Genomic DNA, 20,677 nt, shown 5'->3' with positions numbered 1-20,677 from the left:
TTCAGAGCTGCGGCACGCACGCTCCCGCGCCCAGCCGGGCCAGCCCGGTGCGGTCGCCGGCGCCGAGGTCGGTGACCTGCTGCTGCACCTGCGGGTACATGAGCTCGGTGGCGTCGTCGACGTGCGCCAGGCCGACCAGGTGGCCCAGCTCGTGCAGCACGATCGCCTCCACGACCGCGCGGCCGCCCCGGCGTTCCAGCACCGGCGCGATCTGCGGGGCGTCCAGGACGAGGGTGCCGGTGACGTAGATGCTCGGGCTGCGGCCCAGCGAGACCGCGGCGCTGCCGGCCTGGCCGACGACGTCGCCGGCGAGCGCGGGCTCCTCCTGCTCCGACTGCCAGCCGATGAGCACCGGCGCCCAGCGGTCGCCGTACCGCTCAGGCTGGTAGACCGGGCGGTCGACGGCGATCGGCTCGTCGCTGGCGCCGTCGTGCACGAAGACCAGGCCGGTGATCTCGCTGATCCGCGCCACGGCCGCGTGCACGATCGGCTCGCCGCCGGGCGGTGCACCCAGCCCGTTCAGCACGTAGTGGATCGGCCGGCAGGGGTCGTAGGCCACCGGGGTGACGCCGTCCCCCTGCAGGCCGGTGAAGGCGTACGTGCCGCCGCCGGCCGGCGGCGGCTGGGGCACCCCCCGCGGGAACTCAGCGACCTCGAGCCCGGCCGGCGGCCGGTCCCGGGGCTTCTCCGGCTCCGGGGGTGGGGGCGGGGACGGCGGCGCGGGCGCCGGAAGCGCGGTCACCCGCACCGCCCACGGCAGCCCGCCCGGGCCGCTCAGCACGCCGGCGCCGAGCACGATCACCAGCAGGACCAGCACGACGCCGGCCCCGCGCAGCAGCCGACGGAAAGCCCTCACACCAGCACTGTCGGCGCTGCGGCGCCCCTCGCGCACCCGGCACGCCGGGGGCGTCAGGACCTCAGCCCTGCTGGCCCGCCCACCACTCGCGCAACGCCGCCTCGGCCTCGTCCCGGTCCAGCGGGCCGCGCTCGAGCCGCAGCTCCTTGAGGAAGCGCCACGCCCGGCCGACCTCCGGGCCGGGCGGCACGCCCAGCAGCTCCATGATCGCGTTGCCGTCGAGGTCGGGCCGCACCCGCGCGAGGTCCTCGGCCGCCGACAGCTCGGCGATGCGGAGCTCCAGCGAGTCGTAGGTCTCGGCCAGCGCGGCCGCCCGCCGGCGGTTGCGGGTCGTGCAGTCCGAGCGCACCAGCTTGTGCAGCCGGGGGAGCAGGGGGCCGGCGTCGGTGACGTAGCGGCGCACCGCGGAGTCGGTCCACTCGCCGCGGCCGTAGCCGTGGAAGCGCAGGTGCAGGAAGGTCAGCCGGGAGACCTGCTCCACGACCTCCTTCGGGTACTTGAGCGCGACCAACCGCTTGCGCACCAGCTTGGCGCCGACCACCTCGTGGTGGTGGAAGGAGACCCGGCCGCGCTCCTCGTGCCGCCGCGTGGCCGGCTTGCCGATGTCGTGCAGCAGCGCGGCCAGTCGGAGCACCAGGTCGGGGGAGGGGGCGTCCGGGTCCGCCTTCTCCAGCGCGATCGCCTGGTCCAGCACGGTCAGGGAGTGGGAGTAGACGTCCTTGTGCTGGTGGTGCTCGTCGATCTCCATCCGCAGCGCGGACAGCTCCGGCAGCACGACGTCGGCCAGCCCGGTGGCGACGAACAGCTCCAGCGCGCCCCGCGGGGAGTCCTGGAGCAGGGTCTTGGACAGCTCCGCCTGCACCCGCTCGGCGGTGATCCGGCCCAGCTCCGCCGACATCGCCGTCATGGCGACGACGACGTCGTCCTCGGGGGTGAGGCCGAGCTGGGCGACGAAGCGGACGGCGCGCAGCATCCGCAGCGGGTCGTCGGCGAAGGACTCCTCGGCCGCCGCCGGGGTGCGCAGCCGGCGGCGGATCAGGTCGCCCAGCCCGCCGAAGGGGTCGGTCACCGTGCGGTCCGGGCCCAGGGAGACGGCCATCGCGTTGACGGTGAAGTCGCGGCGGGCCAGGTCGTCCTCGAGCGAGTCACCCCAGGCGACCTCGGGGTTGCGGGACTCGCGGTCGTAGCGGTCGGCCCGGAAGGTGGTGATCTCCAGCCGCTCGCCGCGGACCTCCGCGCCCACCGTGCCGAAGGCGATGCCGGTGTTCCACGTGGAACCGGCCCAGCCGCGCAGCACCTCCAGCGTCTGCTCCGGCCGGGCGTCGGTCGTCAGGTCCAGGTCGCCCGGCAGCCCCGGCCGCCCGGACGCCGCCGCCAGCAGCGCGTCGCGCACCGAACCGCCGACCAGGTGGACCTGGAAACCGGCCGCGGCGAAGCGCCGCCCCACCTCGTCCAGGACGGGGGAGAGGTCCACGAGGTCGCGCACGGTCTGCTGGACGGCGGGCGGCACGGGCTCGGCGGCGGGACGCGACCCACCGGTCCCGTCCGGACGACTCACGGGTGGGACGGACACGACCGACCAGAGTAGTGCGAGTTGTCGCGCTACCCTCCTGGCATGGCTGGGACCGGCGGACGAGGGCGCCCCGGCCGCCGGCTGCGTCGGGTCGACGAGACCTCCGCCGGGGGCCTGGTGGTCTCCGACGACGGCGTGCACGGGCCCCGTGCCGCCCTCATCGGCCGCACCGACCGCCGCGGCCGCCTGCTGTGGTCCCTCCCCAAGGGTCACATCGAGGCCGGCGAGACCCCCGAGGACACCGCCGTCCGCGAGGTCGAGGAGGAGACCGGGATCATCGGCGAGGTCGTCGCCCCGCTCGGGATCATCGACTTCTGGTTCGTCGCCGACGGCCGCCGCGTGCACAAGACGGTGCACCACTTCCTCCTCCGGGCCGTCGGGGGCGCGCTCTCCGACGCCGACGTCGAGGTGACCGAGGTGGCCTGGGTGCCGCTGGACGAGCTGAGCGGCCGGCTCGCCTACGCCGACGAGCGCGCCCTCGTCGAGCGTGCGCCCGGTCTGCTGGCCGACACCGCGTGATCCGGCCGGCCGCCGGCGGCACCGGTGGCCGCCCTGCCGTCGCCCCCGGTCCCGACCGCCCCGGCGCCCGGCGCGGGGCGCTGCTGCGCGCCGCCCTCCTGCCCGTCCTGCTCAGCACCGTGTGCGCGCTGGCCCCGCCCGCGTCGGCGGCACCCGCCCCCGCCACGGCCCCGCCGGTGCTCGCCGCGGCGCCCAGCGACGACGACGACAGCGATCCCGACCGCCCGATCCGCGTCGACGTCAAGGGCTTCGAGCCGCGGACCGTCACCCCCGGGTCCCTGGTGACCGTCCGCGGCTTCCTGACCAACACCGGGACGACGCCGATCGAGGGCGTCACCATCCGCCTCCAGCGCGGCGACGTCCTGCTCAGCCGGGCCGACCTGGCCGACGCGGACGCCGACGGGGACGAGCCCTCGGCCGTCGTCGCGCCCTTCCAGGACGGCCCGGAGCTCGTCCCCGCCGGCGAGACCGTCTCCTTCAGCTACACCGTCGACTCCGCCGAGCTGCGCCTGGACCGCGACGGCGTCTACCCCGTGCTGCTCAACGTCAACGGCAGCGTGGACGGCGACGTCCGCCGCGTCGGCGAGCTGTCCACCTTCGTCGTGCAGCAGCCGCTCCAGCCGGTGGCGCGCACCGCCGTCGCCTGGCTGTGGCCGCTCACCGAGCGCACGCACCGGACCGCGTCGGGCCGGTTCGCCGACGACGACCTGGCCGAGTCGGTCTCCCCGGAGGGCCGGCTCGACCGCGCGCTCAGCGTCGTCGAGCGGCTGCCCACGCCGACGCCGCCGGGCTCGGCCACCCCCGTCCCGGACGTGCCGGTGACCCTCGCGATCGACCCGGCGCTGATCGAGGAGCTCGAGGTCATGGCCGCCGGCCCCTACGAGGTCCCCGGCGGGCAGGGCGCCGGCACCGACGCCGCGAGGGAGTTCCTGGCCCGGCTGCGCACCGTGGCCGCGGTGCACGCCGTCGTCGCCCTGCCCTACGGCGACGTCGACGCCGACGCCCTCGAGCGGGCCGGCCTCGGCGAGGTCGTCACCCGCAGCCTGCCCGGCACCGGGGCGGGCACCGCCCAGGACCCGCCCGCCGCTGCGGACGGGACCCCGACCGGCACCCCGACGGCACCCGCGGCGGAGTCCGAGGCCCCCGCCGGGCCCACCGCCCCCGACGAGGGGGCCGGGGCACGCATCCTCGCCGAGGCGCTCGACGTCGAGCCGCGCACCGACCTCGCCTGGGCGCCGGGCGGCACCCTGCTCCCAGGCACGCTGGCCCGCCTCCAGGAGGGCGGGATCGAGCAGGTGGTGCTCGGCCCCGACGCCGTCAGCACCGGGAACTCCGCCATCGGCCTGGGCGACCCCACCGCCGCGGCCGCCGTCACCGTCGGCTCCCCGTCCGGCCCGGTCGGCGGCCTGGTCGCCGACGCCCGGCTCGGGCACGTCGTCGGCCTCGGCGAGGTGGCCGAGGGCGGCCCGCGGCTGGCCGAGCAGCGCTACCTCGCCGAGCTCGGCGTCCTCACCGCGCAGGCGCCGCCCGGGACGGAGCAGACCGTGCTGGTCGCCGCGCCGCGCGACGTCGACGCCGGGCCCGACAGCGCCGGCGCGATGATGGCCGACACCGCCACGCTGCCCTGGCTGCGCGCCACGACCCTCGAGTCGCTCACCGCCGGCACCCCCACCGAGGACGGCGAGCTGGTCGAGCCGGGCGACGACGCCGCCCGCCTCGACCCGGCCGGGCTGCTGACCGTCCGCGACGCCACCGCCTCGCGGGACGACCTGGCGCGCGCCGTCGAGGGCGACGCCGGCACCGCGCTGCAGGCGTTCGACGCCGCGACCGCCCGCGGCACCTCGGTGGCCTGGCGGACCGACCCCGGCGGCTTCCGGGACGCCGCCGTCGACCTGGCGGCCACGATGCAGCGGATGCGTGGCCAGGTGACCCTGCTGGCGCCGGCCGACGGCACGTACACGCTGGCCTCCAGCGACGCGCCCCTAGTACTCACCGTCCGCAACGACCTGCCCTTCGCCGTGCGGGTGCTGCCCGAGGTGCGGGCCCGCGGCAACCGGGCGCTGTCCATCGGCGACATCGGCGTCCGGGTGCTCGCGCCGGGTGAGCGCGCGGTGCTGCAGGTGCCGACCTCGGTGGGCCAGTCCGGCGGCTTCGCGGTCACGGCCACGCTGACCACCCCCGGCGGCGCCCCGCTCGGCGAGCGCGTGCAGCTCCAGGTGCGCAGCACCGCCTACGGGCCGATCTCGCTGATCATCACCATCGGGGCCGCCGCCCTGCTCGGGCTGCTGTTCCTCCGCCGGCTGGTGGTGTTCGTGCTGCGCCGCCGGGCCCGCGCCGCCGGCGCCGAGGCCGGCGGGCCGCCGCTGGGCCCCGACGGCATCCCGACGCGGAGCCCCGTGTGAGCACCCCTCCCGACGACGAGCAGCAGGTGCCCGACCGGGCCCGGCCGCCGGTGGGGCGGCCGCTGCCGCCCGCGCCCTACCGCGCCACCCCGCCCGAGGGCGCCCCTTTCGCCGTCCCCGACGACGGCCGGCACGCACTGCCGCCGGTGCCCCCGCCGGTGCGCCGTGGCCAGCCGCCGCTGCAGCCGGGCCGGCGCCCGCGCGCCGAGGGGACGCCGGTCCCCCCGCTGCCGCCGCTGCGGCACCGCTGGGTGCCGGCCGCGGACGAGACCCAGGTCTTCCCGATGCCGGTGCTGCCGCCGGTGCCCCGCGCGGAGCAGGAGACCGACGACGACGTCGAGCAGCGCGAGGGCGCGCCCGGCGCCAGCGGGGGCATCCTGCGCGCCGCGGGCACCATGGCCGTGGCCACGCTGGTCTCCCGCATCACCGGCCTGGCCCGCACGATGGTGCTCACCGCGGCCCTGGGTATCGCGCTGGTCGGCGACGCCTACAACACCGCCAACACGCTGCCGAACATCGTCTACGAGCTGCTCCTCGGCGGGGTGCTGACCTCCGTGGTCGTCCCGCTGCTGGTGCACGCCCAGGAGCGGGACCGCGACGGCGGCGTCGGCTATGCCCAGCGGCTGGCCACCATCGCCACCGCCGGGCTCGTCGTCGTCACCGCGCTGGCGGTGCTGGCTGCGCCGCTCCTGACCCGGCTCTACGGGATCAGCGACGACCCGGACCAGGTGAGCCTGGCCAACTGGCTGGCCCGCATCCTGCTGCTGGAGATCGTCTTCTACGGCGTGGGCGCCCTGGCGCAGGCGATCCTCAACTCCCGGGGGGTCTTCGGCCCGCCCGCGTGGGCGCCGGTCCTCAACAACCTGGTGGTCATCGCCACCGGGGGCCTGCTCATCGCGGCGAGCGGGCCCGGCGAGCTCACGCCGGTGACCATCACCTCCGGGCAGGTGTGGCTGCTGGGCATCGGCACCACCTTGGGCATCGCCGTCCAGGCGCTGGTGCTGCTGCCGCTCCTGTCGCGGGCCGGCGTCCCGCTGCGACCCCGCTGGGGGCTGCGCGACACCGGGCTCAGGGAGGCCGGCTCGCTCGGCCTGTGGGTGATCGGCTACGTGGCGATCAGCCAGGTGGGCGTCGTCGTCGCCACCCGGGTGGCCAACGCCGCCGGCCGGGAGGGCGGCCTGGGCTCCTACGGCTTCGCCAACGCCAGCCTGCTGTTCCAGATGCCCTACGGGATCATCGGCGTCGCGCTGCTCACCGCGCTCGTGCCGCGCATGAGCCGGGCGGCCTCCCGGCACGACGTTCCCGGCGTCGTCTCCGACCTCTCCCTCGGCACCCGGCTCTCCGCGCTCGGGCTGCTCCCGGTGACCGCCCTGCTCACCGTGCTCGGCCCGGCTCTCGGCGTCGTCGCCTTCGCCCGCGGCAACACCTCGGTCGCCGACGCCGAGGCGATCGGCACCGCACTGGCCCTGGGCGCCTTCGGGCTGCTGCCCATGGCGGTCACCCTGCTCCAGCTGCGCGTCTTCTACGCGATGAAGGACGCCCGCACGCCCACGCTGATCCAGCTGGGCATGGTCGCCGTCCGGGTGCCGCTGCTGCTGCTCGTGCCGGCCGTCGTCGGGCCGGAGCACGTGGTGGCCGGGCTGATGCTCGCGACCAGCATCACCTACCTCGCCGGCTGGGTCCTCGGGGACCTCGCGCTGCGCCGGCGGCTCGGGGCGCTGCGCACCCGCGCGACCCTGCTCCAGGTCGCCCGGGTCGCCGCGGCGTCGTTGGCCGCGGCCCTGCTCGGCCTCCTTGTCCTGATCGTGACCGACGACCTGTTCGGATCGTCCACCGCAGGGTCGCTCGGCCGGGTGGCGGTCGGTACCGTGGTCATCGGCGCCGCGGCTCTCGCAGGTCTCGTGGTCGCCCGCGTACCGGAGCTCCGCGGACCCCTGGCAGCCGTCAGGGCCCGCATCGGACGCGGATGACCCGCACGTCCTCGCAGGGAGGCGGCGCCGATGCCGGTGGGCCGCACCGGCCGCCGCAGCAGGACAGGGGGTCGGAGTGTCGATGACGTCCACGGTCACCGGCCTCCCGGATCGCTACCGGCCGCTGGACCAGGTGGGTCCCGACGAGCAGACCGAGACCGGCGTCATCCAGACCTGGCGGGCCAAGGACCGGATCCTGAACCGCGACGTCGCCGTCCGCGTGCACACCCCCGCCGGCCCCGCCGCGCACGCGTGGATCACCCGCGCGCTGACCGCCGGCGGCCTGGCCACCCCCGCGCTGGCGATGGTCTACGACGCCTCGGAGGGCAGCGGCGATCCGCAGGCCCCCGGCGGCGCCGCCTACGTCGTCAACGAGTGGATCGACGGCGTCCCGCTGGCCGAGCGGCTGGCCGAGGGCCCGCTGCCCGAGCGGGAGATCCGCACCGTCCTGCGCCGGCTGGCCGACGGCGTCGCCGAGGCGCACCGCGTCGGCCTGGCGGTCGGCGGGCTGACGCCGGACAACGTGGTGCTGCGGCCCAACGGCCTGGTCGGCCTGCGCGGCGTACCCGCCGCGAGCGGCAGCATCGACGGCGACGTCGCCGCCCTCGGCGCGCTGCTCGAGGTGTGCCTGACCGGCCTGCGGCCCGGCGAGGCCGAGCCCCGGCCCCTGCGCGGCCCCTCCGACCTGGTGGCGCTGGCCCGGCGGGCGCGCTCCACCGAGCCCGGCCAGGCGCTGTCCAGCGTCGCCGCGATGGCCGCGATCCTCGCCGACCGGCCGCGCACCCGCCCCGGCGCCGGCGTGCGCTCCGAGCAGCCGTGGGGCGACCGGCAGCGGCCGGCCGAGGAGCAGCGTCCCGACCCGGTCGGGCCCTCGGCCCCCGGCACCGTCCCGCCGGTCCGCCCGCCCGGCGCGGGCGACACCGTCGTCGCCGCGGCCGTGCACGGCGACACCGTCGACGCCCGCTCGGTCCCGCCCGTCGCCGGCGCCTACGCGGGCACCCGGTCCGACGACCGCGCCCTCCCCCCGCTGGGCGAGGACCTCTACACCGGTCCGCCCACCGGCTCCGGGTACGACGACGAGGACGACGACGAGGGCCGCGGCCGGCGCCGCCTGCTCGTCGTCGGCCTGCCCCTGCTCGCCCTGCTGGTCGTCATCGGGCTCGCCTGGTGGGTCGGCACGAGCCTGCTGTCGGTCGCGGGCTCGGTCGACGAGGGCTCGACGCCCTCGATCAGCGTGCCCACCGCCGGCGCCTCCGGGAGCGACGACGCCGCTCCGGCCGGCCCCGCCGCCACGGTGCAGGGCGCGGAGGTCTTCGACCCCGAGGGCGACGGCGAGCCGGAGAACGACGGCGACGTCCCGCTGACCTACGACGGCGACCCGGGCACCACCTGGTCCACCGTGACCTACCGGGGCTCGGCGGCCTTCGGCAACCTCAAGTCCGGCATGGGCATCGTCTACGACCTGGGCTCCTCGCAGCCGCTCGCCGGCGTCACCGTCACCACCCCCCGTCCCGGCGCGACCGTCGAGATCCGCACCGCGGACACCCGGGCCGACGACCTCGACGGCTACGAGCAGGTCGCCTCCGGCACGCTCCAGGAGTCCAGCGACCTGCGGTTCGACGAGCCGGTCCAGGCCCGGTACGTGCTGCTGTGGATCACCGGGCTGGTCGAGAGCGGCGACGGGTTCACCGGCGAGATCGGCGAGGTCACCGTCCAGGCAGCGGGCTGACCCGTCGGGGTGCGGCCCGGAATGCCGCACCTACGATCGTCGTTGTGCCGCCTGTGAGTGACTCCCCCACCCCCGGTCCCGCCGTGACGACGGAAGAGATCGTCGACCCCGTCATCCCGCCGGCCGAGCACGACGGCATCCGCGACCTGATCATCATCGGGTCCGGCCCCGCGGGCTACACCGCCGCCACCTACGCCGCGCGCGCCAACCTCCACCCGCTGGTGTTCGAGGGCTCGCAGTTCGGCGGCGCGCTGATGACGACCACCGAGGTCGAGAACTTCCCCGGTTTCCCCGCGGGGATCCAGGGCCCGCAGCTCATGGACGACATGCGCACGCAGGCCGAGAAGTTCGGCGCCGAGCTGGTCCCGAGGGACGTCACCGAGGTCGACCTCACCGCCACCCCGAAGATCGTGAAGGTGGGCGACGAGGTGCACCGCGCGCACGCGGTCATCGTGGCCACCGGCTCCAAGTACCGGTACCTGGGCCTGGAGAACGAGCAGCGCCTGCTGGGCCGCGGCGTCTCCGCCTGCGCCACCTGCGACGGGTTCTTCTTCCGCGACCAGGACATCGCCGTCGTCGGCGGTGGTGACTCGGCGATGGAGGAGGCGACCTTCCTCACCCGCTTCGCCAAGAGCGTCACCGTCGTCCACCGGCGGGACGAGCTGCGCGCCTCCAAGATCATGCAGAAGCGCGCGCAGGACAACGAGAAGATCCGCTGGGCGCTGGGCAAGCAGGTCACCGAGGTGCACGGCGACAGCACCGTCTCCTCGGTCGAGCTCACCGACGCCACCACCGGCGCCACCGAGACCCTGCCGGTGAGCGGCCTGTTCGTGGCCATCGGCCACGACCCGCGCACCGAGCTGTTCGTCGGGCAGCTCAAGCTCGACGACGAGGGCTACATCCAGGTCGAGCACCCGACCACCCGCACCAACATCGACGGCGTCTTCGCCTGCGGCGACGTCGTCGACCGTATCTACCGACAGGCGATCACCTCGGCCGGCACCGGTGCCGCCGCAGCGATCGACGCCGAGCGCTGGCTCGCCGACACCTTCGACGAGCGCTGAGCGCCCGGCCGACCGGGCATAGAACCACCGTCCCGCGGGTTCTTCCCGCAGGACTTCGAGCAAGCGACCGAGAGGGAGAACGACCGATGGCAGGCAACACCGTGACGGTCACCGACACCAGCTTCGCCAGCGACGTGCTGGGCAGCGACAAGCCCGTCCTGGTCGACTTCTGGGCGGAGTGGTGCGGCCCCTGCAAGATGGTCGCCCCCGTGCTGGAGGAGATCGCCGCCGAGCACGGCGACAAGCTGACGATCGCCAAGCTCAACATCGACGAGAACCCGCAGATCGCGCGCGACTACCAGGTCATGTCGATCCCGACGATGACGGTGTTCCAGGGCGGCAAGCCGGTGAAGAGCATCATCGGCGCCAAGCCCAAGGGCGCGATCCTCAGCGACCTCGCCGACTACATCTGAGCCGGACCCCTGCGGCGCAGGGGAACGACTCCGCGGAACCCAACGGGTCCACCCGCCCACCCGGGCAGGTGGACCCGTGGCCGTTCCGGGGTACCCCCGCTGGGCCGGGACGGGGGCCGGGGACGACAATCGTGGGCACGATGGGAGCCAACACCGGTATGCAGATCCTGAGGCTCGGCGATCGTGGAGCCGCGGTGGCCGACGTGCAGACGGCGCTGCGCAGCCTGGGGCTGCTGCCCGACGGCGACGGCAGCGCCGCGCCCCACCCACCGCAGGCCACGGCCACCCTCCCCGACGTCGCGCTCGACGCCGCCGTCTACGACGCCGCGACCGAGCTCGCCGTCCGGCACTTCCAGCAGAACCGCGGGCTGTCGGTGGACGGCCGGGTGGGCGAGGAGACCTACCGCGCACTCAACGAGGCCCGCTGGTCCCTCGGTGACCGGCTGCTGCGCTACGACCCCGAGCGCGCCGTCCGCGGTGACGACGTCATCAACCTGCAGGAGCGGCTGCACGAGCTCGGCTACGACGCGGGCCCGGTGGACGGCGTCTTCGGCGTCGACACCGAGACCGGGCTGCGGGCCTTCCAGCGCGACTACGGCCTGACCTCCGACGGCACCTGCGGCCCGGCCACCCTGCGCGCGCTGCGCCAGCTCGGCCGCAAGGTCACCGGTGGCCGCCCCCAGCTGCTGCGGCAGAGCGCGTCGTTCGTCGACAGCGGGCCGCACCTCATCCGCCGCCGGATCGTCATCGACCCCGGCCACGGCGGCGAGGACCCCGGCCACACGCACGGCGAGACGACCGAGGCCGACCTCGTCTTCGACCTCGCCTCGCGGATCGAGGGCCGGCTGGCGGCCGCCGGCGCCACGGTCTACCTGACCCGCGGCCGGCACCAGAACCCGACGGCCACCGAGCGCACCGCCTTCGCCAACGACGCGCGGGCCGACCTCTTCCTCTCCCTGCACGTGGACGCGCACGAGTCCGAGCACGCCCGCGGGGTCGCCAGCTTCTACTACGGCACCGGCTCCGGGGCGTCGTCCACCGTCGGCGAGCAGTTCGCCAACCTCGCCCGCCGCGAGGTGGTCGCCCGCACCGGCCTGCTCGACCTGGACTCGCACGCCAAGACCTGGGACCTGCTCCGGATGAGCCGGATGCCGGCCGTCCGCCTCGACGTCGGCTACCTCTCCCACCCGGTGGACCGGCTGCTGCTGCTCGACGCCCGCCTGCGCGGCTCGATCGCCCAGGGCGTGCTCGCCGCCGTCCAGCGGCTCTTCCTGCCCGCCGAGGCCGACCCTCCCACGGGCACCTTCGCCCTCCCCGGCGACCTCTGACCCCCGCCACGATCAGGTCACCTGATCGTCGAGCGTCCTCCCTCGTGGTGCGCGGTGAGGGAGGACGCTCGGAGCTGAGGGAGGACGACGACGGCGGGCGCAGTCGGCAGTGCGCAGCCCGAGTGGGGCCCGGAGGGTCCCGCGCAGGGATGACCGACGCGCTCGCCGCCGCAGGGGGACGGCACGTGGCCGCGGTGTCGTCCGGAGGACGACGATGTCACTGTGACGGGTCGGTCTCATCGCCTCCCGGAACTCGGTGGAGGGCGGGCCTAGACTCCGGGGGTGGCCACTCTCCCGCCCGGCTCGTCGGCCGGTTCCGGACAGCAGGGCGCGCACCGCGGTGCCGCCCACCCCTCACCGCGGCATCCGCGGCTGGACCCGCTGGCCGACCGCTACGCAGCACGCACCCACGGGATGAAGAGCTCGGAGATCCGGGCGCTGTTCTCCGTGGTCAGCCGGCCCGAGGTGGTGTCCCTGGCCGGCGGCATGCCCGCGGTCACCGCCCTCCCGCTCGACGCCGTCGGCTCGATGATCGGCGACCTGGTCTCCGGCATGGGCGCCCAGACGCTGCAGTACGGCTCGGGGCAGGGCGATCCGCGGCTGCGCGAGCGGATCTGCGACGTCATGGCCCTGGAGGGCATCCACGACGCGTCGGCCAGCGAGGTCGTCGTCACCGTCGGCTCGCAGCAGGGTCTGGACCTCGTCACCCGCGTCTTCGTCGACCCCGGTGACGTCATCCTCGCCGAGGCGCCGTCCTACGTCGGGGCGCTCGGGGTGTTCCAGTCCGCGCAGGCGACCGTCCGGCACGTCGCGATGGACGACGACGGGCTGATCCCCGAGGCGCTGGAGGAGGCGCTGATCGACTGCCGCGCCCGCGGCGACCGGGTCAAGTTCCTCTACACGGTGCCGAACTTCCACAACCCGGCCGGCGTCACGCTGACCGAGCCGCGCCGCGAGGCGATCGTCGCGCTGGCCGAGAAGTACGACCTGCTGATCATCGAGGACAACCCCTACGGCCTGCTCGGCTTCGAGCACGAGCCGATGCGCGCGCTGCGCGCCCGCAACGCCGAGCGGGTCATCTACCTGGGGTCGTTCTCCAAGACCTTCTCCCCGGGCCTGCGGGTCGGCTGGGTGCTGGCGCCGCTCGCCGTCCGCGAGAAGCTGGTCCTGGCCACCGAGGCGCAGGTGCTCTGCCCGCCGTCGCTGACCCAGTACGCGGTCGCGCGCTACCTGGACACCCAGCCGTGGCGCGAGCAGATCAAGCTGTTCACCGAGCTGTACCGCGAGCGGCGGGACGCCTGCCTGGATTCCCTCGAGGCGCTCATGCCGGCCGGCACCACCTGGACCAGGCCCGACGGCGGCTTCTACGTGTGGCTGAAGCTGCCCCGCGGCCTGGACGCCAAGCTCATGCAGCCGCGCGCGGTGAACGCGCTGGTCGCCTACGTGCCGGGCATCGGCTTCTACGCCGACGGCAGCGGCCAGGAGTTCATGCGGCTCTCCTACTGCTACCCCGAGCCCGACCAGATCCGCGAGGGCGTGCGCCGGCTGGCCCGCGTCATCGAGGCCGAGCTCGACCTGCACAGCACCTTCGACGCCGTGGACACCGGCTCGTTCCGGGCGGTCCGGCCGGCGGGTGACGCCCCGTTCACCGGCTCGGGCACGATCGTCGGGCCCGCCAACAGCAACGCCTACGAGGACGGCCGATGACCGAGTCCGCACCCGCCCCGGCGCCCGCTCCGGCCGAGGAGGCGCACCCGTTGCGCGCCGTCGTCCTGGCCGGTGGGCTGACCTTCGAGCGCGAGGTGTCGCTCTCCTCGGGCACCCAGGTGGTCGAGGAGCTCACCCGCGCCGGTCTGGACGCCGAGCTGCGGGACGCCGACGCCGAGCTGCTGCCGGGTCTCGCCGCCGCGCCCGCGGACGCGGTGTTCATCGCGCTGCACGGCGCGACCGGTGAGGACGGCGCCCTGCGCGCGGTGCTCGACCTCGCGGGGGTGCCCTACGTCGGCTCGCCGGCCGCCGCCTGCCGGCTGGCGTGGGACAAGCCGGCCGCGAAGTCCGTCGTCCGTTCCGCCGGGCTCACGACCCCGGACTGGGTGGCGCTGCCGCACAGCACCTTCCGCGAGCTGGGCGCGGGCACCGTGCTCGACCTGATGGTCGCCCGCCTGGGCCTGCCGCTCATGGTCAAGCCCGCCTCGGGTGGCTCGGCGCTCGGTGTGCAGCGGATCAACCGGGTCGAGGACCTGCCCGCGGCCATGGTGAGCTGCTTCGCCTACGGCGACACCGTCATGGTGGAGCGCTACGTCGAGGGCGTGGAGGTGGCGCTGGCCGTCATCGACCTCGGCGACGGCCCGCAGGCGCTGCCCGCGGTGGAGATCGAGCCGGAGTCCGGCGTCTTCGACTACACCGCCCGCTACACCCCCGGCCTCACCGAGTACCACGCGCCCGCCCGACTCGACGACGACGTCGCCGCGCGCGCCGCGGAGGTGGCGGTCCGGGTGCACGAGGTCCTCGGGCTCGCCGACCTGTCCCGCACCGACGCGATCATCACCCCGGACGGCGAGGTGCACTTCCTCGAGGTGAACGTCTCCCCGGGGCTGACCGAGACGTCGATGTTCCCGATGGCCGTCGAGGCGGCCGGCTACGAGCTCGGCGACGTCATCGCCCGGCTGCTCTCGGCGCGGGCGGGCCGCGCCCGCTGATCACCCGCTCGACGACAACGCCCCCATAACGTCTGTGACGTTATGGGGGCGTTCTCCATGACAGGCCTGGTCAGGGCTCCGTACGGCGCCCGGTGATCTCCGGGGCCATCACGCCGATGATCCGCTGGAGGTCGTCGACCGAGCCGAACTCGACGACGATCTTCCCCTTGGACCGGCCGATCTGGATCTTGACCTTCGTCTCGAACCGGTCGGAGAGCCGCGAGCCCAGCTCCTCCACCCCGGGGGCGGAGATGTTGCGGGCCCGGCGCTTGGCGGTGGGCCGTTCCGCGGCGGCCATCGCGACGGCCTCCTCGGTGGCCCGCACCGACATGCCCTCGGCGACGATGCGGGTGGCGAGGGCGTCCTGCGCGTCGGCGTCCGGCAGGCCGAGCAGCGCCCGGGCGTGGCCGGCGGAGATGACGCCGGCGGCGACCCGGGTCTGCACCTTCACCGGCAGCTTCATGAGCCGGATGGTGTTGGTGACCTGCGAGCGGCTGCGCCCGATCTTGCTGGCCAGCTCCTCGTGGGTGGCGCCGAACTCCTCCAGCAGCTGCTGGTAGGCGGCCGCCTCCTCGAGCGGGTTGAGCTGGACGCGGTGGATGTTCTCCAGCAGCGCGTCCCGCAGCATGGCGTCGTCGGTGGTGTCCCGGACGATCGCCGGCACGCTCTCCAGGCCGGCGGCGCGGGCGGCGCGGAGCCGGCGCTCGCCCATGATGAGCTCGTAGGTGACACCGGCACCGTCGGTCGCGGGGTTCTCGCGGACGACGATCGGCTGGAGCAGCCCGAACTCCTTGACGCTGTGGCTGAGCTCCTCCAGCGCCTCGTCGTCGAAGACCTGCCGCGGCTGCTTCGGGTTGGGGACGACGTCCTCCACCGCGACCTCGCGCAGCTGCGCGCCGGGGACGCCGAGCGCCCCGTCGTCGACAGCTGCGGGCGCGGGCGTCGCGGCAGGAGCCGGCTCGGCCGGCGGCGGCACGAGGCTGACGGGCGAGCTGGGCCGCTGCTCGGCGGGGTGCCCCTCGCCGGCCTCACCCTGCTCGCCGGCGGGAGCCGCCGTGGGCTGCGGCTCGACCGCCGGGACCGGCGCCGACGGCGGCGGGCCCGTCGGGATGAGGGCGGCCAGCCCGCGACCCAGTCCACCGCGCTTGCTCATCGCTGCTCCTCGCTCACGTTCGCACTCACTGGCCGTCCTGCGTGCCTGCTGCGGGGGCATCGGCGACGGCGAACGCCGTCGCCGCGGCGGGGGTGCCCGAGCGGTCAACCGGGGGGAGGTCCAACCCGCGGTGCGCCAGCTCGCGGGCCGCCTCGACGTAGCTCGTCGAGCCGCGCGAGCCCGGGTCGTAGGTCAGCACGGACTGCCCGTAGCCCGGCGCCTCGGACACCCGCACGTTCCGCGGGATGACGGCGTCCAGCACGACGTCGCCGAAGTGGTTGCGCACCTCGTCGGCCACCTGATCGGCGAGCTTGGTCCGCCCGTCGTACATGGTCAGCAGGATGGTGCGCACGGAGATGCCCGGGTTCAGGTGCTGCCGGACCAGGTCGATGTTGTTGAGCAGCTGGCCCAGGCCCTCGAGCGCGTAGTACTCGCACTGGATCGGGATGAGCACCTCGTCGCCGGCCACGAGCGCGTTCAGCGTGAGCAGCCCCAGGGACGGCGGGCAGTCGATCAGGACGTAGTGCGGGCGCTTCTCCGGGGGGAGCGCGGCGATGTAGCCCTCGATCGCCCGCCTCAGCCGGTGCTCGCGCGCGACGACGGAGACGAGTTCGATCTCGGCACCCGCGAGGTCGATCGTGGCCGGCACGCAGAGCAGGTGCGGGCTGGCCGTCGTCGGGTGCACGACCTCGGTGAGCGTGCTGTCGCCGACCAGGGCGTCGTAGATCGACGGCGTCCCGACGGTGTGGTCCACGCCGAGGGCGGTGCTCGCGTTGCCCTGCGGGTCCAGGTCGATGACCAGCGTCCGCAGCCCGTACAGCGCGAGCGCGACGCCCAGGTTCACCGTCGAGGTGGTCTTGCCGACGCCGCCCTTCTGGTTGGCGATCGTGATGACGCGGATCCGCGACGGCGCCGGGAACGGGTCCTGGTCGGCGGCGTGCAGGACGCGCGTCGCCCGGAGCGCCTCGCATGGCGATGGGGCTGTCGAAGTCCGTCGCGGAACCGGAGGAGGACTGGTCTGCGGCGAGACTGCTCCGCAGCCGCTCGCCCGGGTCGGTCATCGCAGTCCTTCCTGGTGGCGTTTCACGTGGAACGGGTCGGGTTACTGCACCTGTTCCACGTGGAACAGGACGACGGTGGCAACGCTCTCCGACCTCTCGGGGGAGAGACGGTCACCGCGCCCCACGCGTCATGACCACCACGGTAGTGGCAGCCGACCCCAGGGACGCACCGACCGCCCGCGGGTGGATGTCGCGCATGCCCGCCGCTTCGAGTTCGGGGACGAGCGAGGGCAGCTCCTCGAGCGCCCGGGCGCCGACGAGGGCGACCAGCTGTGTGCCCGGGCGCAGCAGTCCACGGCACCACCCCACGAGGCGGGGGAGTGGGGCGACCGCCCGGGCGGTGACGACGTCGACCGGCCCCACGGCCTGGGCGATCGAGCGCTCCTCCGCGCGGCCGCGGAGCACCCGCCAGGGTGAGCGCTGGTGCTCGGCGAGCTCGGCGACGGCCTCCTGCAGGAACTCCACCCGACGCGCCATCGGCTCGACCAGGGTGAGCGTCACGTCGGGGCGGGCCAGGCCGAGCGGGATGCCCGGCAGGCCGGCTCCGCTGCCCACGTCGACGACGCGGGCGCCCTCGGCGACGGCCTCGGCGACCGCCGCGCTGTTCAGGACGTGCCGCTCCCACAGCCGCGGCACCTCCCGGGGCCCGATCAGGCCCCGGGTGACCCCGTCGGAGGCGAGCTTCGCGACGAAGGCACGGGCCCCCGGCAGGGCGTCCCCGAAGACCTCCCCGGCCACCCCGGGCGGGGGTGGGGGAGCGGGTGTGCCGACGGCGGGGTCGCTCACGCGTCCGGCAGGACCACGACGCGGCGGTTGGGCTCCTCGCCCTCCGACTCGCTGTGCACGCCGGCGACCCCGGCGATGACGTCGTGGACGACCTTGCGCTCGAACGGGTTCATCGGGCTCAGCCGCTCCGGCTGGCCGCTGGTGGCGACCCGGCGGGCCGTCTCGCCCGCCAGAGCGGTGAGGTCGGTGCGCCGCTTGGCGCGGAACCCGCCGACGTCCAGCATCAGCCGGCTGCGGACGCCGGTCGACTGGGCGACGGCCAGCCGGGTGAGCTCCTGGAGCGCCTCCAGGGTGGCGCCGTCCGGGCCGATCAGGTCGTTCAGCCGGCCGCCGACGATCGCCACCGAGGCGCGGTCGCCCTCCACGTCGAGGTCGATGTCGCCGTCCACGTCGAGGATGTCGAGCAGCCGCTCGAGGTAGTCGCCGGCGACGTCGCCCTCCTGGACGAGCAGGGCCTCCCCACGCGGCGCGGTGGACCCGGGGGCCTCACCCGCCCCGCCGGTCTCGACGTCGACGGGCCCGACGAGCGCGTCGTCGCTGGCCGCGTCCGCGTCTGGGAGCGCGGGGGCGCTGTCGGTGGTGGGCTGCTGCGGGGCACTCACGGAGGTTCCTCCACTGTGGGTTCGGGCATCCGGGGCGGGCCCGGTGGTCGGTGTCCGGACCGTCGGTCCGGGGTGCGCCGTCAGCGGCGCTTGCGCTTGCCCCGGTTCGCGGGGCCCTGGCCGGCGCGGCCGGCGCCGCCGCGCGGGCCGTTGCCCGCCGCTCCGGCCGGGCGGCCGTCGGCGGCACCCGACGCGGTCGCGCCGTTCGCGCCGGGGACGCCGTCGCCGTCAGCGGCGCCGGTGTCGACCGTGCTCTCCGGGGCGATCGTCGCGGGCCGGCCCTGCTTCGGGCGGACCGGCTTGGCGCCCGGCTTCGGGGCGAGGGCCTTCGGGTCGATGGCGGGCTTGTCGGCGGCGGCCTTGGCCTTCGCGGCGGGGGATCCGGGCGGCGGCATCTTGCGCAGGATGAAGAACTGCTGGCCGAAGGTCCAGGAGTTGTTGACGACCCAGTAGATGAGCACGCCGATGGGGAAGAAGAAGCCGGTGACGAAGAGGCTCAGCGGCATGCCGTAGAGCAGCAGCTTCTGCACGGTGGCGGCCTGGCCCTCGACCGGGCCGGAGCGCTTCATGATCTGCTTCTGCGTGAAGAAGGTCGTGATGCACATGATCGGGATGAGGATCAGGGCGACGGTGCGGATGCTGCCGTAGGTGACCCCGGGCAGCGCCAGGATGGCCGCCTCCTTGGCGCCGTCCATGTTGAACGACGCGGAGATCGGCGCCCCGAACAGGTCGGCGCTGGCCGCCTGGTCGGTGAGCTCGTCCGACCAGCTGTAGAGGCCGTCGGCGCCCGGCGCGAGCCGGCGCAGCACGTGGAAGAGCGCGATGAAGATCGGGATCTGCGGCAGGATCGGCAGGCAGCCGGCCAGCGGGTTGACCCCGCGCTCCTTCTGCAGCGCCATGATCGCCTGGCTCATGCCCTGGCGGTCACTGCCGTACTGCTTGCGCAGCTTCGCGATCTCCGGCTGCAGCTCCTGCATCGCCCGCTGCGACTTCACCTGCTTGACGAACAGCGGGAACAGCAGCAGCCGGACGGTGACGACCAGCAGCATGATCGACAGCGCCCAGGTGAGGCCGCCCGCGGGGTCCAGGAAGGTGGAGAGCAGGTCGTGCCACCGGGCCATCACCCAGGAGATGGCGGTGTACAGCCAGTCAAGCAACGGAGATCTCCTCGTTCGCCCGGCACAGGGCCGGCGGGGTGGCACGGTCGGGGGCGGCTCCCGCCGACGCGGGCACCGCAGTGCTCGACGCCCGGGCGGGCTCGCTGGTTCCGGGGGCGGTCGGCACCGGGTCCACGCCGCCGGGATGCCAGGGGGCGCACTTGAGGACCCGGCGCAGCGCCAGCCAGCTCCCGCGGGCGGCGCCGTGGCGCTCGACCGCCTCGGCGGCGTATGCGCTGCACGTCGGGTAGAAGCGGCAGCGCGGCGGCAGGGCGGGGCTGATCGCCCGCGAGTAGAAGCCGATCGCGGCCAGCAGGGCGCGGCGCACCGGCGCGCGGCCGCTCACCGGCCGTCCCGGCGGCCGAGGAGCCGGTCCAGTCCGCTGCGGAGGTCGCGCTGCAGCACCGCGGAGCCGGCGGTCGCGGCCTCCGGGCGGGCCCGGACGACGAGGTCGGCCGAGGCGGGCAGCCGGTCGAGCTCGGCGCGGACGACGGCCCGCAGCTGGCGGGTCACGCGGTGGCGCACCACGGAGTTGCCCACCGACTTGCCCACGACGAAACCGGCCCGTGCACCGGCGGGGTGCACGGGTCGGGACGGCGACGGGGGAGCGGCCGCGGTGGGCCGCTCGGGGAGGAGGTGGAGCACCATGGTCGGCCGCCCGGCACGTCGACCGGACCGGACGACCGCGGTGAACTCCGGGCGCCGGCGCAGGCGTGCCTGCGCGGGCAGCACGTCAGGCGGAGAGCTTCTCGCGACCCTTGCGCCGGCGGCCGGCGAGGATCGCCCGGCCGGCGCGGGTGCGCATCCGCAGCCGGAAGCCGTGGGTCTTGGACCGGCGACGGTTGTTCGGCTGGAAGGTGCGCTTGCTCACGAGGTACTCCCACAATCACGTTCGGCGGTGCGCGCCACCGGTGGGCGGACGCGCAGGGGGCGGGCGGGACGGCGAGAGCCGCACCGCTCCGGACCCCGGAAGCTGGTCTTCCGGAACGGGCCCACCGCCCACCAGCCGCGCGCGAGGGCGGGCATGGCAGCAGGAGCCGTCACGGACTCCGGACAGCATAACCGAGGAATCCCGCCCGACGGTGGCCGGGAGCGATCCGGACCGCCCATGATGCCCCGGCGGGGGAACGACGCGCCGTCGCGACGCGCCCGGAGCGGCGACCGCGTCGTTGCCGGGCTGTGGACGGGGCTGTTAGCGTCGCCGTCGCCCCGCACCGGACGACAGGGTCACGGCGCGCGGGCCGACCCGAAGGTCATCCCAGCCCCCTCTGCGCCCGTAGCTCCGACGACGGGGCGTTGACCAGCGGAAACGCTGGTCGGTTGCCGGGGCCCTCACCGGCCCCGGAGCCGGTGCCCCCGCTCGTG

19 protein-coding genes are annotated in these 20,677 nt (G+C 75.1%); 9 read left to right on the top strand and 10 right to left on the bottom strand.

Annotated features, from left to right (window positions below; translation table 11 throughout):
* Nucleotide 1: 1 nt before the first annotated feature.
* Together JKP75_RS19235 and JKP75_RS19230 are read right to left on the bottom strand one after the other, a co-directional pair.
* Nucleotides 2-856, bottom strand: a complete 855-nt coding sequence (locus JKP75_RS19235) for a matrixin family metalloprotease (RefSeq protein ID WP_309230048.1) — start codon at nt 854-856, stop codon at nt 2-4.
* 61 nt (nt 857-917) lie between these two features.
* Nucleotides 918-2,366, bottom strand: coding sequence for a CCA tRNA nucleotidyltransferase (locus tag JKP75_RS19230; RefSeq protein WP_200493414.1), 1,449 nt, complete (start codon nt 2,364-2,366; stop codon nt 918-920).
* A gap of 105 nt (nt 2,367-2,471) precedes the next feature.
* Here JKP75_RS19230 and JKP75_RS19225 point away from each other — a divergent pair, with 105 nt between their 5' ends.
* The 9 genes from JKP75_RS19225 (at nt 2,472) to JKP75_RS19185 (ending at nt 14,553) form a co-directional block, all read left to right on the top strand.
* Entirely contained in the window at nt 2,472-2,948 is a 477-nt protein-coding gene (locus JKP75_RS19225; RefSeq protein ID WP_200489803.1) for an NUDIX hydrolase, read from the top strand.
* Nucleotides 2,945-5,350 (top strand): DUF6049 family protein, encoded by a 2,406-nt coding sequence (locus JKP75_RS19220; RefSeq protein ID WP_200493413.1) that lies wholly within the window; start codon nt 2,945-2,947, stop codon nt 5,348-5,350. Before JKP75_RS19225 ends, JKP75_RS19220 begins: the two co-directional genes overlap by 4 nt.
* Nucleotides 5,347-7,320, top strand: a complete 1,974-nt coding sequence (gene murJ / locus JKP75_RS19215) for a murein biosynthesis integral membrane protein MurJ (RefSeq protein ID WP_309230047.1) — start codon at nt 5,347-5,349, stop codon at nt 7,318-7,320. The genes JKP75_RS19220 and murJ overlap by 4 nt, the downstream gene beginning before the upstream one ends.
* Before the next feature lie 82 nt (nt 7,321-7,402).
* Nucleotides 7,403-9,049 carry a protein kinase family protein gene (locus tag JKP75_RS19210; RefSeq protein ID WP_200489800.1) on the top strand — a complete coding sequence of 549 codons (1,647 nt, stop codon included), beginning with the start codon at nt 7,403-7,405 and terminating at the stop codon, nt 9,047-9,049.
* Between the two features lie 83 nt (nt 9,050-9,132).
* Nucleotides 9,133-10,113, top strand: a complete 981-nt coding sequence (trxB, locus tag JKP75_RS19205) for a thioredoxin-disulfide reductase (protein WP_200489799.1) — start codon at nt 9,133-9,135, stop codon at nt 10,111-10,113.
* 86 nt (nt 10,114-10,199) lie between these two features.
* A complete protein-coding gene (gene trxA, locus JKP75_RS19200) occupies nt 10,200-10,526 on the top strand; it encodes a thioredoxin (protein ID WP_089338036.1) in 327 nt (108 codons plus the stop codon).
* A gap of 140 nt (nt 10,527-10,666) precedes the next feature.
* On the top strand, nt 10,667-11,854 hold the full coding sequence (locus JKP75_RS19195; RefSeq protein WP_242473661.1) for an N-acetylmuramoyl-L-alanine amidase: 1,188 nt from the start codon (nt 10,667-10,669) through the stop codon (nt 11,852-11,854).
* 282 nt (nt 11,855-12,136) lie between these two features.
* Nucleotides 12,137-13,561, top strand: a complete 1,425-nt coding sequence (locus JKP75_RS19190) for a PLP-dependent aminotransferase family protein (protein ID WP_200489798.1) — start codon at nt 12,137-12,139, stop codon at nt 13,559-13,561.
* Complete coding sequence (locus tag JKP75_RS19185; RefSeq protein ID WP_200493412.1) at nt 13,558-14,553, top strand: D-alanine--D-alanine ligase; 996 nt, start codon at nt 13,558-13,560, stop codon at nt 14,551-14,553. Before JKP75_RS19190 ends, JKP75_RS19185 begins: the two co-directional genes overlap by 4 nt.
* 70 nt (nt 14,554-14,623) lie before the next feature.
* Here JKP75_RS19185 and JKP75_RS19180 read toward each other — a convergent pair whose 3' ends face one another.
* From JKP75_RS19180 to rpmH, 8 genes are all read right to left on the bottom strand, one after another.
* Nucleotides 14,624-15,706 (bottom strand): ParB/RepB/Spo0J family partition protein, encoded by a 1,083-nt coding sequence (locus JKP75_RS19180; RefSeq protein WP_200493411.1) that lies wholly within the window; start codon nt 15,704-15,706, stop codon nt 14,624-14,626.
* 25 nt (nt 15,707-15,731) lie between these two features.
* Entirely contained in the window at nt 15,732-16,550 is an 819-nt protein-coding gene (locus JKP75_RS19175; RefSeq protein WP_375539259.1) for a ParA family protein, read from the bottom strand.
* Nucleotides 16,551-16,878: 328 nt separating this feature from the next.
* On the bottom strand, nt 16,879-17,553 hold the full coding sequence (rsmG, locus tag JKP75_RS19170; protein ID WP_200489797.1) for a 16S rRNA (guanine(527)-N(7))-methyltransferase RsmG: 675 nt from the start codon (nt 17,551-17,553) through the stop codon (nt 16,879-16,881).
* Nucleotides 17,550-18,155: a protein jag gene (locus JKP75_RS19165; protein ID WP_200489796.1), complete on the bottom strand. Its 606-nt coding sequence runs from the start codon at nt 18,153-18,155 to the stop codon at nt 17,550-17,552. The genes rsmG and JKP75_RS19165 overlap by 4 nt, the downstream gene beginning before the upstream one ends.
* A gap of 80 nt (nt 18,156-18,235) precedes the next feature.
* On the bottom strand, nt 18,236-19,312 hold the full coding sequence (gene yidC, locus JKP75_RS19160) for a membrane protein insertase YidC (RefSeq protein ID WP_200489795.1): 1,077 nt from the start codon (nt 19,310-19,312) through the stop codon (nt 18,236-18,238).
* A complete protein-coding gene (yidD, locus tag JKP75_RS19155) occupies nt 19,305-19,658 on the bottom strand; it encodes a membrane protein insertion efficiency factor YidD (protein WP_200489794.1) in 354 nt (117 codons plus the stop codon). The genes yidC and yidD overlap by 8 nt, the downstream gene beginning before the upstream one ends.
* The gene (gene rnpA, locus JKP75_RS19150; RefSeq protein WP_200489793.1) at nt 19,655-20,044 is read right to left on the bottom strand and encodes a ribonuclease P protein component; all 390 of its coding nucleotides are present in this window, start codon (nt 20,042-20,044) and stop codon (nt 19,655-19,657) included. Before rnpA ends, yidD begins: the two co-directional genes overlap by 4 nt.
* Nucleotide 20,045: 1 nt before the next feature.
* On the bottom strand, nt 20,046-20,183 hold the full coding sequence (gene rpmH / locus JKP75_RS19145; RefSeq protein ID WP_040338882.1) for a 50S ribosomal protein L34: 138 nt from the start codon (nt 20,181-20,183) through the stop codon (nt 20,046-20,048).
* Nucleotides 20,184-20,677 lie beyond the last annotated feature (494 nt).

Source organism: Blastococcus sp. TML/M2B, assembly GCF_016612865.1.
In the GTDB taxonomy this organism is placed as follows: Bacteria; Actinomycetota; Actinomycetes; order Mycobacteriales; family Geodermatophilaceae; genus Blastococcus.
This window is presented reverse-complemented; position numbering and strand designations above follow the sequence as displayed.

Excerpts from the sequence above, each read along its gene's own strand:
- JKP75_RS19225 (WP_200489803.1), top strand. The coding sequence starts at position 2,472 with ATGGCTGGGACCGGCGGACGAGGGCGCCCCGGCCGCCGGCTGCGTCGG.
- JKP75_RS19210 (WP_200489800.1), top strand. The coding sequence starts at position 7,403 with ATGACGTCCACGGTCACCGGCCTCCCGGATCGCTACCGGCCGCTGGAC.
- trxA (WP_089338036.1), top strand. The coding sequence starts at position 10,200 with ATGGCAGGCAACACCGTGACGGTCACCGACACCAGCTTCGCCAGCGAC.
- JKP75_RS19195 (WP_242473661.1), top strand. The coding sequence starts at position 10,667 with ATGGGAGCCAACACCGGTATGCAGATCCTGAGGCTCGGCGATCGTGGA.
- JKP75_RS19185 (WP_200493412.1), top strand. The coding sequence starts at position 13,558 with ATGACCGAGTCCGCACCCGCCCCGGCGCCCGCTCCGGCCGAGGAGGCG.
- JKP75_RS19180 (WP_200493411.1), bottom strand. The coding sequence starts at position 15,706 with ATGAGCAAGCGCGGTGGACTGGGTCGCGGGCTGGCCGCCCTCATCCCG.